The 20,522-nt window shown below is 57.9% G+C and carries 18 protein-coding genes; 13 read left to right on the top strand and 5 right to left on the bottom strand.

Annotated elements, in window-relative coordinates:
• The first annotated feature begins 29 nt into the window (after positions 1-29).
• Both GTU67_RS03870 and GTU67_RS03865 read left to right on the top strand, forming a co-directional pair.
• Positions 30-1,073 carry a 2,5-dihydroxypyridine 5,6-dioxygenase NicX family protein gene (locus tag GTU67_RS03870; RefSeq protein WP_123660269.1) on the top strand — a complete coding sequence of 348 codons (1,044 nt, stop codon included), beginning with the start codon at positions 30-32 and terminating at the stop codon, positions 1,071-1,073.
• The gene (locus GTU67_RS03865) at positions 1,070-1,693 is read left to right on the top strand and encodes an N-carbamoylsarcosine amidohydrolase (RefSeq protein WP_185778847.1); all 624 of its coding nucleotides are present in this window, start codon (positions 1,070-1,072) and stop codon (positions 1,691-1,693) included. The genes GTU67_RS03870 and GTU67_RS03865 overlap by 4 nt, the downstream gene beginning before the upstream one ends.
• Positions 1,694-1,868: 175 nt before the next feature.
• Here the strand turns inward: GTU67_RS03865 and GTU67_RS03860 are convergent, their stop codons facing one another.
• From GTU67_RS03860 to GTU67_RS03845, 4 genes are read right to left on the bottom strand one after another with little or no spacing between them, the layout of a single operon-like run.
• The gene (locus tag GTU67_RS03860; RefSeq protein ID WP_185778846.1) at positions 1,869-2,384 is read right to left on the bottom strand and encodes an aromatic-ring-hydroxylating dioxygenase subunit beta; all 516 of its coding nucleotides are present in this window, start codon (positions 2,382-2,384) and stop codon (positions 1,869-1,871) included.
• 13 nt (positions 2,385-2,397) lie between these two features.
• A complete protein-coding gene (locus GTU67_RS03855) occupies positions 2,398-3,687 on the bottom strand; it encodes an aromatic ring-hydroxylating dioxygenase subunit alpha (RefSeq protein WP_093971589.1) in 1,290 nt (429 codons plus the stop codon).
• Between the two features lie 23 nt (positions 3,688-3,710).
• Positions 3,711-5,006, bottom strand: coding sequence for an NAD(P)/FAD-dependent oxidoreductase (locus tag GTU67_RS03850; protein WP_185778845.1), 1,296 nt, complete (start codon positions 5,004-5,006; stop codon positions 3,711-3,713).
• Positions 5,007-5,023: 17 nt separating this feature from the next.
• A complete protein-coding gene (locus GTU67_RS03845) occupies positions 5,024-5,329 on the bottom strand; it encodes a non-heme iron oxygenase ferredoxin subunit (protein ID WP_093971591.1) in 306 nt (101 codons plus the stop codon).
• A 326-nt stretch (positions 5,330-5,655) separates the two neighbouring features.
• On the opposite strand from GTU67_RS03845, the gene GTU67_RS03840 reads away from it, so the two are divergent.
• From GTU67_RS03840 to GTU67_RS03795, 10 genes are all read left to right on the top strand, one after another.
• On the top strand, positions 5,656-6,753 hold the full coding sequence (locus GTU67_RS03840; RefSeq protein WP_185778844.1) for a TRAP transporter substrate-binding protein: 1,098 nt from the start codon (positions 5,656-5,658) through the stop codon (positions 6,751-6,753).
• Positions 6,754-6,847: 94 nt separating this feature from the next.
• Positions 6,848-9,250, top strand: a complete 2,403-nt coding sequence (locus GTU67_RS03835; protein ID WP_185778843.1) for a xanthine dehydrogenase family protein molybdopterin-binding subunit — start codon at positions 6,848-6,850, stop codon at positions 9,248-9,250.
• Positions 9,247-10,077, top strand: a complete 831-nt coding sequence (locus tag GTU67_RS03830) for an FAD binding domain-containing protein (protein WP_185778842.1) — start codon at positions 9,247-9,249, stop codon at positions 10,075-10,077. Before GTU67_RS03835 ends, GTU67_RS03830 begins: the two co-directional genes overlap by 4 nt.
• A 12-nt stretch (positions 10,078-10,089) precedes the next feature.
• Positions 10,090-11,307: a xanthine dehydrogenase family Fe-S subunit gene (locus GTU67_RS03825; protein WP_185778841.1), complete on the top strand. Its 1,218-nt coding sequence runs from the start codon at positions 10,090-10,092 to the stop codon at positions 11,305-11,307.
• A 51-nt stretch (positions 11,308-11,358) separates the two neighbouring features.
• The gene (locus GTU67_RS03820; protein WP_185778840.1) at positions 11,359-12,384 is read left to right on the top strand and encodes an ABC transporter substrate-binding protein; all 1,026 of its coding nucleotides are present in this window, start codon (positions 11,359-11,361) and stop codon (positions 12,382-12,384) included.
• Positions 12,381-13,166, top strand: a complete 786-nt coding sequence (locus GTU67_RS03815; RefSeq protein ID WP_185778839.1) for an ABC transporter ATP-binding protein — start codon at positions 12,381-12,383, stop codon at positions 13,164-13,166. The genes GTU67_RS03820 and GTU67_RS03815 overlap by 4 nt, the downstream gene beginning before the upstream one ends.
• Positions 13,167-13,171: 5 nt before the next feature.
• On the top strand, positions 13,172-13,930 hold the full coding sequence (locus GTU67_RS03810) for an ABC transporter permease (RefSeq protein ID WP_185779026.1): 759 nt from the start codon (positions 13,172-13,174) through the stop codon (positions 13,928-13,930).
• Positions 13,931-13,962: 32 nt separating this feature from the next.
• Positions 13,963-14,550, top strand: a complete 588-nt coding sequence (locus GTU67_RS03805) for a TRAP transporter small permease subunit (RefSeq protein WP_185778838.1) — start codon at positions 13,963-13,965, stop codon at positions 14,548-14,550.
• Positions 14,551-14,570: 20 nt separating this feature from the next.
• Complete coding sequence (locus GTU67_RS03800; protein WP_185778837.1) at positions 14,571-16,235, top strand: TRAP transporter large permease; 1,665 nt, start codon at positions 14,571-14,573, stop codon at positions 16,233-16,235.
• A 273-nt stretch (positions 16,236-16,508) separates the two neighbouring features.
• On the top strand, positions 16,509-17,699 hold the full coding sequence (locus GTU67_RS03795; RefSeq protein ID WP_185778836.1) for an acetylornithine transaminase: 1,191 nt from the start codon (positions 16,509-16,511) through the stop codon (positions 17,697-17,699).
• A 139-nt stretch (positions 17,700-17,838) separates the two neighbouring features.
• Here the strand turns inward: GTU67_RS03795 and GTU67_RS03790 are convergent, their stop codons facing one another.
• Positions 17,839-19,995, bottom strand: coding sequence for a malate synthase G (locus GTU67_RS03790; RefSeq protein WP_185778835.1), 2,157 nt, complete (start codon positions 19,993-19,995; stop codon positions 17,839-17,841).
• A 211-nt stretch (positions 19,996-20,206) separates the two neighbouring features.
• On the opposite strand from GTU67_RS03790, the gene GTU67_RS03785 reads away from it, so the two are divergent.
• Entirely contained in the window at positions 20,207-20,494 is a 288-nt protein-coding gene (locus tag GTU67_RS03785; RefSeq protein ID WP_185778834.1) for a 4a-hydroxytetrahydrobiopterin dehydratase, read from the top strand.
• The last annotated feature ends 28 nt before the right edge of the window (positions 20,495-20,522 follow it).

Raw genomic sequence — 20,522 nt, 5'->3', positions numbered from 1 at the left:
TCGCGCATTGCATCATCTAGGAGCTCAACATGCCTGTCAGTGATTATCAGCTTATTTCGGCGTGGCAGCAGGTGCTGAAGCTGTCCAACCTCGAAGCCGGCCAGACCGTTACCATTCTGACCAGCTCGGCCACCAATCAGCAAACGCTGTTGGCCGCTACCGTTGCCTCGCAGTCGATGGGCGCGGTCGTCAACCGTTTAGATTTGCCGCCGGTCAATGCCGAAAAGGCGCTGAGCCGCGACCCGTTAGCCTACCTGGGGACGACACCCCTTACCGGCAACAAAGCGGCCATTGCCGCGCTTAAAGAAAGCGACCTTGTCCTCGACTTGATGACCTTGTTGTTTTCGCCCGAACAAATCGACATCTTGAAAGGCGGCACCAAAATTCTGTTGGCCGTAGAGCCACCCGAAATTCTGGTGCGCACGGTGCCTACCGAAGCCGACCGTACCCGCGTCAAGGCTGCCGCCGCCCGCATTGCCGCCGCCCGTGAAATGACGGTTGTTTCCGAGGCCGGAACCGACCTGCGTTGCCCCTTGGGTGAGTTCCACCCTATCAGCGAATACGGCTTTGTCGACGAACCCGGCCGTTGGGACCACTGGCCCAGCGGTTTTGCGCTGACCTTCCCCAACGAAGGGCAGGCCAGTGGCCGTATCGTGATCGACAAGGGCGACATTTTGCTGCCACAAAAAATGTATTGCAGCAGCCAGATTATCCTGACTGTCGAAAACGGCTACGCCACAAAGATCGAAGGCGGCATCGACGCCGATCTGCTTAACGAGTACATGGCGTCGTTCAACGACCCTGAAGGCTATGCCATTTCGCATATTGGCTGGGGCTTGCAGCCGCGTTGCCACTGGTCAACCCTGGGCTTGTACGACCGCGAGCAAACCATTGGCATGGATGCCCGCGCGTTCGAGGGTAACTTCCTGTTCTCGTTGGGGCCTAACAACGAAGCCGGTGGCAAGCGGACAACGGCCTGCCATATCGATATCCCGCTGCGTCATTGCACGGTCAGGCTCGACGGCGAAGACATGGTTCGCAATGGCAAGGTGCTTGACGGGGGCGTTAAATGAGCCAATCTGACGCACAAACCTATGCCAAACAGGGGTTTGGCAATAGTTTCGAACTGAAAGCCCCGGTGGGCCTGCTGATCATTGACTTCGTCAACGGTTTTGCCGACCCGGCCGTGTTTGGCGGCGGTAATATCAAAGAGGCCATCAACAATACAGTGCCTTTGCTGGCCGAGGCGCGCAAGCGCGGCTGGCCGGTGGCGCACACCCGTATTGTGTTTGCCGACGATGGCGCCGACCACAATATTTTTTCGTTAAAAGTGCCCAGCATGCTGGGCCTGAAAGAGCACGATCACAACAGTGCCATCGTGCCCGAGCTCACTCCGGCCGACGGCGAACTGGTGGTGCGCAAAACGGTACCGTCGGCGTTTTTCGGTACGTCGTTGGCCGCCTGGTTGGCCATGCGCGGGGTGCAAACCCTGGTGGTGGCGGGCGCTGTTACCAGCGGGTGTGTGCGCGCCAGTGTGGTCGACGCAATGCAGTGGGGGTTTCGCCCGCTGGTGTTGTCCGATTGCGTGGGCGACCGTGCGTTGGCGCCCCACGAGGCCAACTTGTTCGACATGACGCAAAAGTACGCCGCGGTCATGACGCGTGACGAGGCCTTGGCGGCTTTACCGGCCTGACGCGGCTGGCCCGGGGCAGGTATCCGGGAGGTAGCGTGCAAAAAGAAGGGGGAGGCATTTTTTACATGCCTCCCCCTTCTTTTTGGCCTGTGGTTCTGTTGCCAACCGCGGCCCAGTCGAGTGTTTTAGCCCGCCCGAAAAACAAGTGCTTGGGCGGGTTGCACCAGCTTGCGCGTCAAACCGGGTATACCAGATCGGTAGCCAGAATTTCGGTGTCGTGAATGACCTGACGCTCTTTCAGTAACAGGCGGTCGCCTTCGCGTACGAAACGATCGTAGTATTTGCCGGCCAGATGTACGGTAGAGGGGCCTTCGATCAGGGTTTGCACCAAAAGGAAGTTGGCCTCGGCTTCGATGACGCCGTTTGCTTCGTCGACAATACGAATGTTGGATACCAGGTGAAGCGTGTGACGCGGCGCAAACATCTGGGTGCGACCGATGGCAACAGCACGGTCGTGCATCATGTTGCGGCCTTCGGCGTAGACCAGGCCCACCAGCAGGCCCAGGTCCGCGTTCTCGCGCGAGGTAATGCGGTACAGGCCGTCTTCCGTAAAGAAGTTGGGCCAGAGTTCGACATTGTTGGTGTCGAGCACGGCGCAGTACTCGTTATGAAACGCTTCGACTTCGGCGCGCAGTTGCTGGGCCCGCGTGGCGTTAATGCGTGCGGGTTGAAACGAATAATCAGTCTTCATGGTCGAAAGCATCTTACAACTCCATTACGCCGCGATAGTATTGGTACATGGCACGGATGGCCGCTTCGGAAATCAGGGTGTTCGATGTCCCGATGGTGCCGGTGTCGAGCTTGATGATGTTTACGTCGGTGCTGGAGCGGCGCACGCCTTCTTGCACAAAGCGCATGGCCTCGTTGTCTTCCAGCCCTAAAAAGCCCGACGGGCCCATCAGGTTGCCTTGGCGTAAACGATGGCGCAGCATCTCTTCGGTGTCGTCTTCGTAACCAAACATGGTCCATTGCATGATCATGCTGTTCGGGCCGTTGGGGATAATCTGACGCACGCCCAGGGTATTCATTTCGCGCTGAACCACCAGGTTGGGCCAGATGGTGGTCATGGTGACAGACCAGGGCGAATTGAACTCTTTGACGAAGTCCAGGAAGCGTTCGTCGCGCAGACGCAGTTCGTCGCTGAAAGAGCGCATTTCTTTCTTGGTCTCTTCGCTGACGCTGGCGTAGATTTCGTCTTTCTTTGCTGAACCCATAATGCCGTGGCGCCCGTGTTTGCTGTCGGCAAACATCATGGACTTGTTGCCGGCAACCAGCAGCCCGAACACCACCAGGAAAGAGTGCAGCAGCGTGGCATGGTAGGGGTCTTTCAGGTTCTCGTGGTACATCTTCCAGTTGCAGGGCAGCTCGTTGCGGTAGTAGCCCAGCAATTTAAGTTTTTTACCCGGGAACACCACCTTGAAATCTTCAAGAATTTCGGGGGTCAGGTACTCTTCGATGGGTTCGACCTTGTCGGAATACGACGCGAAGATGACGCCATTGAGCGCAGTTACGTTAAGTTTGCGCAGGCCGTGGTCTTCGTTGCGAAAGTCGCGCGGCATGCCGCCTTCTTTGTTAACACCGCGCTTGAACGGTACGCCTTGCAGGTCGCCCTTAAGGGTGTACGACCACTGGTGATAGGGGCAGACGAATTCTTTGGCATTACCTTGGCTGGACCGGCAAAATTCGGCGCCACGGTGCGCGCAGCGGTTCTCGAATACGCTGACGGTGCCGTCTTCGGCGCGGGCAACCACAACGGGAATGGCGCCGACGTATGAACGCTTGTAATCGCCTGCATTGGGGATTTCGCACTCAAGCGCAACATAGTTCCAGGTGTCGCCCTGGAAAATTCTTTCCATTTCGCGGTCGTAAACGGCCTGGCTGGTGTACACCCAGTCGGGGATGGCGTCCAGGCCTTGTTCGGGCCAGACGCACTGATCGAGTGCCGGGTCTTTTGACGCCACGGTTTGCCCGATGACGGTTTGTGACTGATACATGAAGATCTCCTTGGAAATCGGGGCTAAGCCGGTGACACCGGCGCGGCTTGGGCCAATACTTGTTTGGCAAAAGCACGTACGGTGACCGATGTGTCGGTAAATTGGGAAGGGTCGATGGCCAGGCCGGCTTCGAAGACCGGGCGCAGTGCGCGCAGGTCGCCGCCGGCGTTAACGGCAATAGCGTGCATTGGGATGTTGTCGTGCAAGCCGACCATAATGAATTTTGCAGGTGAGGCGCCCCCCGAGGTATCGCCCCGGGTGACGTAGTGCAGACCTGCTTGCGGCAAACCCAGCATCTGGATATTGTGACCAAACTGGTCCGTCCAGAACCACGGGTAAGCGGCGGGTTCGGCGGTTTCGCCCAGCATGGCTGCAGCGGCAATGCGTGCCTGCTCGTTGGCATTTTGCCAAGATTCCAGGCGCATGCCGGCGCCCGAAGCGTCTCGAACCTGGCTGGTGCAGTCGCCGGCGGCAAAGATGTCGCCATGGCTGGTGCGGCACTGGGTATCAACGACAATGCCACCATTATGGGTATCGATGGCCAGGCCGGCGTTGCGTGCCAGACTGGTGTTTGCCGTCAGGCCAACGGCCACGACCACCAGGTCTGCCGAAAGTACGGCGCCGTTATTGAGTGTAAGTTGCCAGGTGGCACCGGGGGCAGAGGGCGCCACCACCTCGCGAGTTGCTTGCCCTAAATGCAGCGTTGCGCCGCTTTGGGCGGCTTGTGCCTCGAGCCAACCCGAAAACTCGGGGGGAACTACACGCGCCAGAGCACGCGGGGCGTACTCAATCACCGATGCCTTCAGCCCTTTGCTCAGCGCTGTCGATGCAATTTCGAGCCCTAAAAACCCTGCGCCGACAATCACCACATGCTTGCCGGTTTGCATGGCGGCGCGCAAGCGCCGGGCGTCGTCGAGTGTGCGCAAGTAAAAAACGTTGGGCGCCGCTTCGGGGAAGTCGGGCAAGGTGCGCGCCAGGCCGCCGGTAGCCAGCAGGCATTTGTCGAAACCGACGGTGCGGCCGTCAGACAAGGTGGCGACTTTGCCGGTGGTGTCCAGCTGCGTTACGCTCAGGCCAAGCTTCAGGTCGACCTGATTTTCTTCGTAGAAGCCTGCCGGCTTCACGCCAATGGTGGGTTCGGTATCGGACGATTCGGCGACAAGCAGGTCTTTGGATAACGGGGGGCGCTCGTAGGGTGGGTGGGCTTCGTCGCCCACCAAACTGATGCGGCCGCTATAACCGTGGCCGCGCAGGGCGGCTACGGCAACGGCTGCCGCCTGCCCCGCGCCGACAATCAGAATAGATGCTGGTGAGCTCATGCGTTAGCCTTGCCGGTTCAGAAGCGTACGAAAATTTCGTTGCCTTCAGTTTTCACTTCGTAGACTTTCATGTCTTCGGTGGCTGGTGCACACATGGCTTTGCCGGTGCGCAGGTCGAATTTGGCCTGGTGCAATGGGCATTCAATACAGCCGTCTTCCAGGAAGCCGTCGGACAGCAGGGCGTACTGGTGTGTACAGATGTTGTCCGAAACAAAGAACTCGCCTTCGGTGTGGTGTACAGCCAATTGATGGCCATTGACGTCGACAGCCAGGGATTCGTCTTCGGCGACTTGATCGACGGTAGCGATTTTTATCCAGTTCATAGTGTTTTCTTTGGTTTTAATGGCAATATAGTCAGTATGCTGTATATTTATTTTTGCCTATATAGGGGTTTACACCAAGTTATTAGGGATTGCCCGAAAATGGCGTGAATAAAGGCTTTCTCGGTGTTTACCCTCGTTGACACCCGTGCAGATTGATCAGCATACTAACAAATAACCTGCTCTGGTGCGCCAATTTTTAACCGTATTCGGCGTCTCGCATTTTGTCATCGGGCGGGTTGGCGAACTTTACGTTTTGTCCCCTTTTCGGCCCATGCGGGCCACAGCAGTTGTCTGTTCTATTCATAACAAATCACAAGGAGCTGTACATGCAACGACGTCGCTTTCTAACACAGGCAGTCGCCGCGACCGGCGCAGGTTTGGCCGCTGTCGGGATGCCCGCAGTCGCTCAAGGGACGCCCAGCGTGCGCTGGCGTATGTCGACCGGCTGGCCCAAAAGCCTTGACGCGATTTACGGTTCGGCCGAAGAGCTTTGCCGCCGCGTCAGCCAATTGACGCAAGGCAAATTTGAAATTCGTGCCTTCCCGGGCGGCGAAATCGTGCCTTACGCTCAAAACATGGAAGCGGTCAGCAACGGGACCGTTGAATGTAACCACGTGCTGGCTACGGCGCACATTGGTACGAATACCGCCATTGCCTTTGACACCGGCATGTCGTTTGGCCTGAACGCGCGTCAGCACAACGCCTGGCTGAACTACGGCGGCGGTATGGAGTTGCTGCGCAGCATGTACAAGCAATACGGCATTACCAACTTTGTGACCGGTAATGTGGGTGTGCAAATGGGCGGCTGGTACCGTCGCGAGATCAAGTCCCTGAAAGACATCGAGGGCCTGAAAATGCGCGTGGGCGGTATTGGTGGCATGGTGCTCAGCAAGCTGGGCGCTATTCCACAGCAAATTCCCCCCAGCGATATCTACCCCTCGCTCGAAAAGGGCACGATCGACGCGGCCGAATGGATTGGCCCCTACGATGATGAAAAACTCGGTCTGAACAAAGTGGCGCCGTTCTACTACTCGCCTGGCTGGTGGGAAGGCAGCGCATCGATCACCACCATGGTCAATACCAAAGCCTGGGAAGCGCTTCCGCCCGAGTTCCAAGCCGCGTTCGAGGCCGCCGCCGCCGAGCAAACCGTACGCATGCTGGCCAAATACGACGCGATGAACCCTGGCGCATTGCGCTCGCTCATTGCCAACGGTGCCAAGCTCAGTTTCTTCCCGAAAGACGTCATGGACGCCGCGTACAAGGCGTCGCAAGAGCTGTGGACAGAGCTGTCGGCCAAGAACCCCGACTTCGCCAAGATTTACCCCGAGTGGAAGAAGTTCCAGGAATCGGAAGCCAGCTGGTTCCGCGTCACTGAAAACGCACTCGACAACTTTACGTTCAACGAAGTACTGAAGAAATCGTAATCCGGTCTCTTCAAAGGGCGCGTCCGGTTAACGGGCGCGCCTTGCAGTACCCCGAATTAAGCAGGCAACTGATGCATTACAGGCAGGTTCAGGCATGACAGACTCACATCACTCCACATTCACCGCAAAGCCGCAGGGCGTTGGGGCACGAATTCCTCGTAAAGAAGACGCGCGCCACCTGCATGGCAAGGGCAACTTCATCGGCAACATGAGCATGCCGGGTCTCAGCGAGGTCGCCTTCTTGCGCAGTCCGCTGGCGCACGCGCGTATCACAAGGGTCAAAGTGTCGCCCGAGGCCGAGGGCCATGTGTTTCTGCGGTCGTCCATGCCCGACGCCAAAGACATTGTTGCCAACTCAACGTTACCTACTTACCAGGCATCGGGTCAGCCGCCATTGGCGCACGATAAGGTGCGGTTTGTGGGCGAACCCGTAGCCATGACGTTCGCGGCAACGCGTGCCGAAGCCGAAGACCTGGCTGAGCTGGTGGATGTCGATTACGACGAGCTGCCGGTTTACGTTGATATTGAAGGGGCCGAAGCGGCCACTGAAAATTTTGTGCACGATCACTGGAAAGACAATGTGTTCGTCACCCTGAATGCCAACACAAATTTCGACGAGCTTTCGGCAAAGGCCGAGGTCGTCGTCAAGCGTGAGATCGACCTTTCCCGCCAGTGCATGCTGCCCATGGAGGGCATTGCCGTGCTGGCCTACTGGGATAACCAGGTCAACCAGTTGGTTATCTACACCGCAACCCAGGTGCCGCACCTTATCCGCACCGGGCTGTCCGAATTCCTCGACCTGCCTCAAGAGCAGATCCGCGTGATATCGCCCGATGTGGGCGGCGGCTTTGGCTACAAATGCATTTTGCAGCAAGAAGAGCTGTGCGTGGCCTGGCTGGCCAAAACCTACAAGCGTCCGTTTCGTTATCTTGAAGACCGCCGCGAGCACTTGATTGCCGGTGCCAATACGCGCGAACACCATTACGAAATGACGGCGTACGCCGATAAACAGGGCAAATTACTGGCCCTGGATGCCAAAGTCACCATCAATGGCGGCGCATATTCTGTCTGGCCGTTTACCGTTGGCCTGGAAACGGGTCAGGCCCTGGGTAACCTGCCCGGCCCTTACGCGTTTCGTGGTTATCGCTGCCAGACGCGCTGCGTGGCCACCAATAAGCCGGGCTTTCTGCCGTATCGCGGCGTAGCCCGTACCGGCGTGTGCTTCGCTATCGAGCTGTTGCTCGACGCCGTGGCGCGCGAAGTCGGCCGCGAAGCCTGGGAAGTACGCCTGGATAACCTGGTGCAGCCCGAGCAAATGCCTTATGTCAACGTGACCAACAAGCACCTGGACAGTGGTGATTACCCGGCCAGCCTGCGGCGCGCCCTGGAAATGATTGATGTGAACGCGGTGCGCGAGCGTCAGCAGCGTGGCGAGCCTGACGGCCGTCTGATCGGCCTGGGCGTGGCCACTTATACCGAACAGTCTGCACACGGTACGTCGGTCTTTGCCGCCTGGGGCACACCTGTCATTCCGGGTTTCGATCAGGCTGCGGTCAAGTTAACGCCCGATGGCGGTGCAGAGCTACGTGTTGGTGTGCATTCCCACGGTCAGGGCATGGAAACCACTTTTGCCCAGATTGCCAACGAAATTCTCGGGATCGACGTCAATCGCATTCGTCTGGTGCATGGCGATACTGGTCAGACGCCGTATTCATCCGGTACTTACGCATCGCGGTCCCTGGTCATGTCGGGCGGTGCCGTGTCAACGGCCTGCAAGCAGTTGGTGCCGCGCATCAAAAAAATCGGTGCTCATTTGCTGGAAGCGTCTGTTGACGACGTGGTGCTTGAAGACGGCTTTGTGAAAGCGGGCGATCGTCAGGTGCCCATGTCGCAAATTTGTAATGCCTGGTATGTGAACCCGCAGCATCTGCCTGCCGATGTCGACCCTGCCGGTCTGGAAATCAGTGTGGGTTATCGCCCCAAAGTAGATACGGGCAGCTTTACTTACTGCAGCCAGGCGGCTGTGGTTGCGGTTGACCCCAACACGGGCGCCATCGAAATCCTGGATTATGTCGTGGTCGAAGACTGTGGCCGCATGATCAACCCCCTGGTGGTTGAGGGGCAAACCATTGGCGGCATTGCGCAGGGCATTGGCACGGCGTTGTACGAAGAAATGCCTTACGACGATCAAGGTCAGCCCTTGGCGTCGACGCTGGCTGACTACATCATGCCTGGCGCCACCGAAGTGCCCAACATCCGTATCGATCATTTCGAAACCTTGTCGCCGCACACCGAGTTCGGCGCAAAGGGCATGGGTGAAGGCGGGGCCATTGCACCGCCCGCCGTAATTTTCGGCGCCGTCAACGACGCCTTGAAGGATTACGGCGTCGAATTCACTCGCACGCCGCTGTCGCCGCATCGCTTGCTTGACGCACTGGCCGACGCGGGCCGTTCAACCGAATCACGTCCCAACGCAACAGCAGGGGCTACCGTATGAAAGCTGCAAAATTTGAATACCAACGTGCCGTAACGGCCAAAGACGCACTTACCGCCCTACAAAACACAGACGGGTCCGTCAAAGCCATGGGCGGTAGCCAGTCGTTGGGCCCCATGCTTAATTTGCGTCTGGCGCGCCCGGCCAAAGTTATCGACGTTTCGGGTGTCGACGAGTGGCGACAGGTCTCGGTCGAGGGCCGTCAGATTCGTATCGGGGCGGCTGTTACACACACCGATATCGAAGACGGTGTGTTCCCGGAGCTGCGTGGCCACATGCTGCAAGAAGTGGCAGGCCGCATTGCCTACCGGGCCGTGCGTAACCGCGGCACTATCGGTGGCAGTATTGCGCATGCCGACCCCGCCGCCGACTGGGTGCTGGCCACCAGCGCCCTTGCAGCCGAGCTCGAGCTGACCTCGGCTGCCGGTACGCGGCGCGTGCGCATGCCCGAGTTCATGCTGGGGGCGTATGCCGTCGATCTGCAACCCGAAGAATTGATTACTGCCGTGATGGTGCCGGCGCGCACCGCCCAAACCCGTTGGGGTTACTACAAGTTTTGCCGTAAAACCGGCGAATTCGCCGAAGCCAGCTGTGCGGCCTATTTCGAGCCGGCCACCCAAACTGCCCGCATTGTGGTGGGGGCGCTTGGTGGTGCACCACAGGTGTTGGCCGAATTGTCTGCCAGCGTGGCCAAGGCAGGCCTTGCCGCGGCCGACGAGCAGGCCATCGGGCAGGCTGTTGCCGCCATCGCACCCGAAAAAACCGCCGCCGACCGACGGTTGTACATCACGGTCATCCAGCGTTGCCTGCAACAGGCATTGGGTGAGTAAAGGAAAGTAGCTATGTCCGAGTTGAATATTGAAGTTAATGGTCGTCGTTTCAAGCGCGATGTTGTTGATCGCACGCATTTGGGCGACTTTTTGCGCGAAGACTTGCGTCTGACAGGTACAAATTTAAGCTGTGAGCACGGGGTCTGCGGGGCGTGTACGGTGCTGGTCGATGGCAAGCCGGTGCGCTCGTGCATTACGTTTGCCAGCGCCTGCGAGGGCCGTCAGGTCACCACCATCGAAGGTTACGACAATGATCCCGTCATGCTTCGTCTGCGCGAAGCCTTCAACACCCACCATGCGTTGCAATGTGGTTTTTGTACGCCGGGGATGTTGACGACGTCGCGTGACATTATCTTGCGCTTGCCCGATGCCGACGAAGCGCGTGTGCGTATCGAGTTGTCGGGCAATATTTGCCGCTGCACCGGCTATCAGGGGATTACCGCTGCGGTAATGTCTGTGCTTAAAGCCTTACGCGAGCAGCCTGACGCGGCCATTGAGGCGCTGCGCGAAGCCGCCATGCAGGGCAAGGCCGCCTTGCCACCCGTTGCCGATGCGCCCAAGCCTTTTACGGGCTTTGAGGCGGCTGCGTTGTCGACAAGCGCCAATGCGCCAGCAGCGCCTGCTGCAACACCTTCAGCGTCTACCGGCGCGCCTGCTTCTGCCGCCAGCGCAGGCAAGGGTACAAATATTCAAGGGGGCTTCGAGGTCCCGTTTTCTGCCGATCAGGTGTGGGCGTTTATGGCCGACTTGCGCGCGGTGGCCGGTTGCCTGCCTGGTGCGGTGATTGAGTCGCAGGAAGGCGACGAGGTCAAGGGGAAAATCGCCATCAAGTTCGGGCCGATGGCAGCAGCATTCAATGGCGCAGCAACGCTCGAGCGCGATGATGCGGCCAAGTCTGCCGTGCTGCGCGGTTCAGGGCAAGATTCGCTTAGCCAGTCGCGTGCCAAAGGCGATGTCAGCTATCGGGTCACGTCGTTGTCCGACGACAAAGCGCGAGTTGACGTTGACTTGCTTTATTCCCTGCAAGGGCCGCTGGCGCAGTTTTCGCGGTCAGGTCTGGTGCAAGACTTTGTCAAACGCATGATTGCCGACTTTGGCCGTAATGTGGCCTTGCGCATGGCGCAACCCGCCGGTTCGACCGAGCCCTTGCCGCAGGCCGAGTTCAGCCCCTTCAAGATGTTCATGAGCGTGCTTTGGGCTCGTCTGAAGCGGGTATTCGGCGGTCAATAAAGTTTCACCGTTCCAGGTTTTCTTTTCCACCAAAACCACAAGAGGTTTGCCATGAAGAAATTGCTGACGAAGTCCTGGGTGCGCGTACTGGCCGGTACCGCAGCCTGTTTGGTTGCCGGCACGGCTGCGGCGCAATCGTTAACGCCTTTAAAAGTACGTCTGGACTGGACGCCCTGGGGCATACATGGCGCGTTTCATTTGGCCACGCAAAAGGGCTGGTACAAAGATGCGGGCCTCGACATCAACTTCGAAGATGGCAATGGGTCGGTGACGACCGTGCAAATTGTGGGGTCGAGCGACAATTTTGACGTCGGTCATGCGGCTTTGGCACCCATGATCATTGCGCGCGATAAAGGGTTGCCCGTCAAGGCGGTTGCTCCTTTTGCGCGCCGTAACGACATTGGCGTGCTGGTGCCCAAAGACTCCGACATCAAAGGGCCGGCCGACTTGAAAGGCAAAAAACTGGTCTACACGGCGGGCTCGCTTGAAGCCCCGTTTGTAGATGCGTTTTTGGCGGCGGGTGGCGTAAAGCGTACCGACCTTGAATTGCTGAATGTTGAAGCGGCGGCCAAGGCCACAACATACGCCGTTGGCCGGGCCGACGCGGTAGTGTCGACGATCCCGTTCATCATTGCATCCGTTTCAAAAACCCGGCCTTCAGTGGCCATTCCTTTTGCCGATTACGGTCTGAACATCCCCAGCTTTGGCATTTTTGCTAACGAAAGCAAGCTGGCCAGTCACGGCGAAGCCATTTCGAAGTTTGCCAGTGTGACCGCGCGCACCTGGGAATACATCTGGGCAGGTAACGAAGACGAGGCCGTCAAGGCCATCATTGCCGCACGTCCGCAGGCGCGCCTCGACCCCGAGTCGTTGCGCGGCCAGCTTGATGCCTTGAAGCCTTATTTCGGTAAGCCTGTCGAGGGTTATCGCATGGGCATGCCGATTCCTGCCGAGTGGGACGACGCCGTCAAGACCATGACCAAGCTCGAGTTGATCAAAGGTGGTTTGCCGGCGACTGACTTTTACGTCACTGGCATGGTCAAGCCCGAAGCTTACGACGGGATGATTGGCAAATGAGTGTAGCGGCCGTCAGCGCAAGGCGTGTTCAAAAACAGTATCCGGGTGCCCGGGGCGTGTTAGCCCTGGACGGGATAAACATTGATATCCCCGAAGGGCAGTTTGTCAGCATATTGGGCCCTAGCGGATGCGGCAAAAGCACCTTCTTGCGTTGTGTCGCGGGGCTCGAAGAGATCACTTCGGGCGACCTCGAAGTTGGCGGTCGCCCGGTCTCGGGCCCACCCGATGGCATCGGCATGGTGTTTCAGCGCGATGCCTTGCTCGAGTGGCGCACGATCCGGAAGAACTTGCTGTTGCCGGTCGAGTTCGCAAAAAAGCCGGTGGCCAATTACCAGGCCAAGGTCGATCATCTGCTCGATCTGACGGGGTTGCGCGATTTTGAACAAAGCTATCCCCGTGAGTTGTCGGGGGGCATGCGTCAGCGTGCTGCGATTTGCCGAGCGCTGGTCGATGACCCATCGTTGTTGCTGATGGACGAGCCGTTTGGCGCGTTGGATGCGTTTACGCGCGACCAGATGAACTTCGAACTACAACGCATCTGGATGGAAACCCGTAATACGGTGCTGTTCGTGACACACGGGATTTCCGAGGCGGTATTTCTGGGCGACATCGTCATGGTGTTGTCGCCCCGGCCGGGGCGATTGGTTGAGGTGATCGAGGTTGATTTGCCAAGGCCACGACCGCTGTCGGTGCGCGAAACGCCGGAGTTCGGCAAGTATGTTTCTCATATCCGTGGCCTGTTCGACAACATGGACGCCGGAACAGAAAAGAGGAAAGCCTGATGACGATGAACCATCTGAAAACGGGGGCTGCCGGTACGTTCTCTCTGGTAGTGGTTTTGCTGATCTGGGAATTTGTGTGCCGGGCGTTCGAGATCCGCTCGATCATGTTGCCCCTTCCTTCGGCGATTTTGACCGAATTGAGTAATGAAGCCTCTTGGTATGTCGAGCAAAGTCTGTACACGCTGTTCATTACGTTGGGCGGTTTCGTGCTGGCGGTGGTGGGCGGCGTGCTGATTGCCGTTGCGCTGGTCAGTTCGCGTATTTTCGAACGGTTTTTGTACCCGCTGATTATTGGCTTTAACAGCGTGCCCAAGGTGGCGCTGGCCCCGCTGTTTGTGGTCTGGATGGGGACTGGCGCCGAGCCCAAGGTGGCTATCGCGTTCCTTATTGCGGTGTTCGCCATTATTGTCGACACCGTTCATGGGCTGCGGTCTGTGCCGTCCGACATTACCGATTTAGGCAAGGTGCTGAAGGGGTCGGCCTGGGACTTCTTCTTCAAGGTCAAGCTGCCGTGCGCGCTGCCTTCGGTGGTAGCCGGCATGAAGGTTGCCATGTCGTTGGCGCTGGTCGGCGCCATTGTCGGCGAGTTCGTCTCGTCGCAAAAAGGGTTGGGTTACGTGATCATGAGTGCGCAGGGCACGTTCGATACGGTTCGGGTGTTTGCGGCACTGTTCATTCTTGGGGTTATGGGCGTTGTGCTTTATGGCGCGCTCGCCTGGATCGAGCGCCACGCGACGCCGTGGCGACAAGGGCACGAAGAATAAATTGTTGGTCTGGTGGTTTCAAAGGAGTTGTTATGGGTGGTTTGCTGGCGTTGTCCCGGTTGATCGACGCGATCAATGTCAGGATAGGCAAAGCGGTGTCGTGGGTAATTTTGGTTGTCGTGGTGATCAGTTCGGTTAACGCCGTGTTCCGCAAGGCGTTCGATATGAGCTCCAATGCCTGGCTGGAAGTGCAGTGGTACATGTTCGGCATGATTTTCTTGCTGGCGGCCGGTTATACGTTTTTGCGCAACGGGCATGTACGCGTCGATATTGTGGCGTCGCGCTTGTCAGAACGCGGGCAGATCGTGATCGATATCATCGGCATTCTGGCGTTCTTTTTGCCGGCCTGCATGTTCATTCTCTGGCTTTCAGTCCCTATGGCCATCGAGTCTTATGTGCAGCACGAAGTGTCATCCAACGCGGGTGGCCTGGTGCGTTGGCCGGTCAAGGCGCTGATCCCGCTGGGGTTCATTTTGTTGTCTTTGGCCGGGGTGTCGCACCTGATCAAGTGTGCGGGGTTTTTGATGGGCAAGTGTCCCAATCCTACTCATCCCGAAGGTCACAAAACGTCTGAAGAATTGTTGGCTGACGAAATCGCCAACGCGGCATCGTCCAAATAAAAAGATAAGGTGGTTTGATCATGGAGTTCTTAATTGCCAACATGGCCCCGGTCATGTTTGCCTCGTTGATCCTGTTCTTGCTGATGGGGTTTCCGGTGGCGTTTACCCTGGCCGGGCATGGCTTGTTGTTTGGCCTGCTGGGCGTAGAGCTGGGCTTTTTCCAGCCGGCGTTGTTTCAGGCGCTGCCACAGCGCATTTTCGGCATTATCGCCAACGATACCTTGCTGGCGATCCCTTTCTTTACCTTCATGGGGCTGATACTCGAACGTTCGGGTATGGCCGAAGACTTGCTTGAAACGATTGGCCAGTTGTTTGGGCCATTGCGTGGCGGTTTGGCCATTGCCGTCGTGGTTGTGGGTGCCTTGCTGGGCGCCACCACAGGCGTGGTGTCTGCGTCCGTTATTTCAATGGGCCTGATCTCTTTGCCCATTATGTTGCGTTATGGGTATGATCGCCGGCTGGCCTCGGGCGTGATTGCCGCGTCGGGTACGTTGTCGCAAATCATCCCGCCGTCCATCGTCCTTATCGTGCTGGCCGACCAGTTAGGCCGCTCGATTGGCGACATGTATCGTGGCGCCATGGTGCCGGCCATGATGACGGTTGGCTTTTATATTGTCTATATCTTGTTGCTTGCGCTGTTCCGCCCACGTAACGCGCCGGCAATTCCTGAAGAAGGCCGGACCTTTATCGAACCCAATGGCAGTCATGGCATTCCATCCCTGCTGGTGCTGCTGGCGGTTGCGGTCGGTGCGTCGGTGCTGTTGTCGCCCATGGTCTTGTCGGCCGATGCGCCTATTGATGAAACCGTTGTAGTCGGTACCCTGATTGGCGGTGTGGTGGCGTTTGCACTGGCTGTACTGAACAAGGTTTTTGGGTTCGGTCTGCTGTCGCAAATTGCCGAGCGGGTTACGTTTGTCATGATTCCGCCCCTGGCCCTGATCTTCCTGGTGCTGGGCACTATTTTCTTGGGGATTGCGACGCCAACCGAAGGGGGCGCCATGGGCGCTGTCGGTGCCATTGTCATGGCATTGGTCCGCAAGCGTTTGTCGTGGTCGTTGCTCAAGCAGGCCATGGACACGACCACCAAACTTGCTTCGTTCGTGATCTTCATCTTGGTGGGTTCTACCGTGTTCGGTCTGACCTTCCGTGGTGTCGACGGCGACCTGTGGGTTGAGCATTTGCTGGTGGGGCTGCCTGGCGGCGAAACCGGCTTCCTGATCATCGTCAGCATCTTCGTGTTCGTTATGGCTTTCTTCCTGGACTTCTTCGAGCTGGCCTTCATTATTGTGCCGCTGCTGGGTCCGGTCGCCGACAAAATGGGTATCGACCTGATCTGGTTCGGGGTGTTGCTGGCGCTGAACATGCAAACCTCATTTATGCACCCGCCGTTTGGCTTTGCCCTGTTCTATTTGCGGTCGGTTGCGCCCAAAGAAGACTATAAAGACAAGCTGACCGGCCAGACCATTGCCAAGGTCACCACGGGCCAGATCTACTGGGGCTCTATCCCGTTTATCTGCATCCAGTTGCTGATGGTCGCGTTGGTCATGATTTTCCCGATGACGGTGATGCACTACAAAGACGGGGCGTCCAAGGTCGATCCTGATACGGTCAAGATCGAAGTCCAGGCCGATTATGGCGGCGGCAGTGTCTTTGGTGGTGACAGTTCCGGGCCGATATTTAAATAATCGGGTGGGGCGCCCGCGTTGCCGGGGCTGCCGCCCAATGGGTTTACCGCGTCGTTATCGTCGTGTTTCCGGGTGGCAAGTGCCACCCGGTTTTTCTTTGGTCGCGCAATTGCGTGTCGTCGCTTTCAACGCGCCCGGTTGGCGGGTATTTTCCGATAGCGTTTGCAAGGTGGACACGACTAAAGCGCTGACACCGAACAAGCCATCCCACTGCGTTAAAATTCACGTTTTGCAGCATGTGCTGTTTCGCCCTTTATTTTCTGGGAAGTCACTATGGAATTCGATCAGTCCGGCGTTAAAGCCCTTATGGAAATCACCTCGCGGCCCGACCTGGTGTTTGTACACGGTCAGGGGTCCTGGCTTGAAGACCATAACGGCAAGCGATACCTCGACTTCCTGCAGGGCTGGGCCGTGAATTGCCTGGGGCATTGCCCGCCGTCGGTGGTGGCTGCGCTTACAAAGCAGGCCTCAACGCTTATCAATCCTTCGCCAGCGTTCTACAACCAGCCGTCTATCGATCTGGCCAAGCGTATTACGGGGGCGTCGTGTTTCGACCGCGTGTTTTTTGCCAACAGCGGTGCCGAGGCCAACGAAGGCGCCATCAAGCTGGCGCGCAAATGGGGCAAGCTGCATCGTAACGGCGCCTACAAAATCATTACGTTCAACCATGGCTTTCACGGCCGTACGTTGGCCACCATGTCGGCCTCCGGCAAGCCCGGCTGGGACACGATGTTTGCGCCGCAAGTCGACGGTTTCCCCAAAGCTGAACTGAACGATATTGAATCGGTTCGCAAGCTCATTGATGACAAGACCGTTGCCGTCATGCTCGAGCCCGTACAGGGCGAGGCGGGTGTCATTCCGGCCACTGTCGAGTTCATGCAGGCATTGCGGGCCCTGACGCAAGAACTGGGCTTGTTGATGATTGTCGACGAAGTCCAAACGGGTATTGGCCGTACCGGCAAGCTGTTTGCCTACCAGCACGCCGGCATCGAGCCCGACATCATGACGCTGGCCAAGGGGATCGGCAGCGGTGTGCCGCTGGCCGCCTTGTGCGCACGCGAGGCCGTGGCGTGTTTCGAATACGGCGATCAGGGCGGTACTTACAACGGCAACCCGCTCATGGCTGCCGCCGGTATTGCAGTGTTCGACGAGGTCAGTGCGCCCGACTTTATGGCCGCGGTCAATGCACGCGCTCAGCAGTTGTCTGAAGGCCTGCTGGCCCTGTCGGCCAAATGGGGCATGGATGGCGAACGTGGTACGGGCTTGCTGCGTGCACTAAAACTGGGCAAACCCGATGGCGCCGCTATTGTGGCTGCGGCGCGCGACCGCGGGCCCGAGGGCCTGTTGCTGAACGCACCGCGCCCCGAACTGCTGCGTTTTATGCCTGCCCTGAACGTGACCGCCGAAGAAATCGACCTGATGTTGCGCTGGCTCGACGAGATCGTCGGCCAGGTTCGGGCGTAATCTTCAACTGCGTCGGTCGGCTTTATAGTGGCCGGCCTGTTGTTTTTGGCGGGGCAAGTTGCGCAAAGGGCGTCGTTTTGAACGACGCCCTTTTTTGTCCCCGCCCTGAGCATGCTGCGGGGGTCTGCAGGGAGTGCTCTTACCCCTGCTTGGCCACTTGCCGCCAGTGGTGCAGCAGCGGCTCGGTATAGCCGTTAGGCTGTTCAAGCCCCTTGAAGACCAGGTCGCATGCGGCCTTAAACGCTACTGACGTATCAAAATTGCCGGCCATGGGTTTGTACAGCGGGTCGCCATTGTTTTGTCCGTCGACGACTGCGGCCATACGTTTCATGGTTTCCATGACTTGCTCTTTTGACACAATGCCGTGACGCATCCAGTTGGCGATGTGCTGACTGGAAATACGCAAGGTGGCGCGGTCTTCCATGAGCCCCACGTTGTGAATGTCGGGCACTTTTGAGCACCCGACGCCTTGGTCGACCCAGCGCACGACGTACCCCAAAATGCCTTGGGCGTTGTTGTCGAGCTCTTGCTGCTTGTCGGCGTCGGACCAGTTGGTGTCGGTGGCCACCGGCACAGTAAGGATTTTGTCGAGCAAGGTTTCGGTTTTGCCTTCCATGCCCCGCTGGATGTCTTGCACGTTGATCTGATGATAGTGCAAAGCGTGTAGCGTAGCGGCGGTGGGCGAGGGTACCCACGCGGTGTTGCCACCGGCTTTAAGCTGGCCAATTTTTTGTACCAGCATGTCGGCCATCAGGTCGGGCATGGCCCACATGCCTTTGCCAATTTGTGCCCGCCCGCGCAAGCCGCATTCCAGGCCGACCTGCACATTATTACGCTCGTAGGCATCGATCCAGAGGCTGCGTTTCATTTCGCCTTTGCGAATCATGGGGCCCGCTTCCATGGCGGTATGGATTTCGTCGCCGGTACGGTCGAGAAAGCCGGTGTTGATGAAGGCGACGCGTTCAGTGGCTTGGGCAATGCAGGCTTTCAGGTTGACACTGGTGCGGCGCTCTTCGTCCATAATGCCCATTTTCAGGGTGTTTGGGGCCATACCGAGCAGTTGCTCGACGCGGCCAAACAGCTTGCCCGCAAAGGCGACTTCGGCCGGACCATGCATCTTGGGTTTGACGATATATACCGAGCCTTTACGCGAATTGGCCTTGCGTTCGAGATCGCGCAGGGCAATAAGCGAAGTGATCACGGCGTCCATAATGCCTTCGGGGACTTCGTTGCCGTCCTTGTCGAGAATGGCAGGGTTGCTCATGAGATGGCCGACGTTACGGATCAGCATCATTGAGCGGCCGCCCAGCACTTGCGGCTTACCGTTCAGGTCGGTGTATTCGCGATCGGGGTTCAGGGTGCGGGTGAATGTTTTGCCGCCCTTGGAGACTTCTTCGTTCAGCGTCCCGGTCATCAGACCCAGCCAATTACGATAGGCCAGAATCTTGTCTTCGGCATCGACGGTAGCCACCGAGTCTTCGCAGTCCATGATGGTGGTTAGCGCCGCTTCCATGAGGATGTCTTTGACGCCGGCGCTGTCTTGCTTGCCGATGGGGTGGGTGCTGTCGATTTGCAGTTCGAAGTGCAGGCCGTTATGACGGAATACCAGCGCTTCGGGTGCGTTAGGGTTGCCCCGGTAACCGAGCAGACATTCGGGTTGCGCCAGCGTGGTGCTGCCGTTGACGAGTTGCACGACCAGTTTGCCGTCTTCAACACGGTAAGCGGTGGCGTCGGCGTGCGAGCCTTGCGCCAATGTAATGGTATCGTCCAGAAAGCGGCGCCCGTACTCGATGACCTTGTTGCCGCGCACGGGGTTGTAACCGCCGGCGCGTGTCGCACCGTCGTCTTCCGAAATGGCGTCGGTACCGTACAGCGCATCGTACAGGCTGCCCCAGCGTGCATTGGCGGCGTTCAGGGCATAACGCGCGTTGGTAATGGGGACCACCAGTTGCGGGCCGGCCTGGTCCGAGAATTCGAAATCGATGTTTTGGGTGTTGACGCGAACCTGGGCCGGGGCGTCTTGCAGGTAGCCTATATTTTTCAGGAAGACCTTGTAGGCATCCATATCGCGAATCGGACCGGGATTGGCCCGGTGCCAGGCGTCTATTTCGGCCTGAAGGCGGTCGCGCTCGGCCAGCAAAGCTTTGTTTTCGGGCGCCAGATCGTGGACGATACTGTTAAAACCGGCCCAGAAGGCCGACGATGTGATGCCGCTGCCCGGTAGGGCTTCTTTCTCGATGAAGTCGTAGAGGCGTGTGTCGACCTGGAGCTGCTGGCATGTTGTTCTTTGTGTCATGGCGCTTCCTTGTTGCTTGGGTATTGGACAAAAATCGGTAAAGTTTTTAGCGTACGATGCTCGTATAGTATGGACCGTAGCAGGTGTAGGCTCAAGACTGTGCGGGTTCAATCACCTTGAACTAAAAGTTAACAAATAAAAACAACATGGCCACAAATAGTTCGTAATGCGTTGCCGGCGCCATTGCCGGCTGTCAACTCCGGGGGGCGTAATGAAAAGCTTGCCAAAACTGATTGGGGCGCCGTCGGCGCTGTTGTTGCTAGAGGGCTGGACGGCGGTTACCGGCCGTGATGCAATCCACAAAAATTATGTTTTCAAGAACTTCAATGAAGCCTTTGGCTTTATGACGCAGGTGGCGTTGCAGGCCGAGCGCACCGGGCACCACCCGGAATGGTTCAATGTATATAACCGCGTGAGTGTGACCTTGACCACCCACGATGCCAATGGCGTCACCGATCGCGATGTTGCGCTGGCCTCCTTTATGGACCAGCTGGTTTAGGAGAAGGTATGTCTTATCGATCTGGCGA

The sequence above is a fragment of the Pusillimonas minor genome, assembly GCF_014237865.1.
GTDB lineage: Bacteria > Pseudomonadota > Gammaproteobacteria > Burkholderiales > Burkholderiaceae_B > Neopusillimonas > Neopusillimonas minor.
The sequence above is the reverse complement of the archived record's forward strand: the minus strand, read 5'-3'. Positions and strand labels throughout refer to the sequence as shown.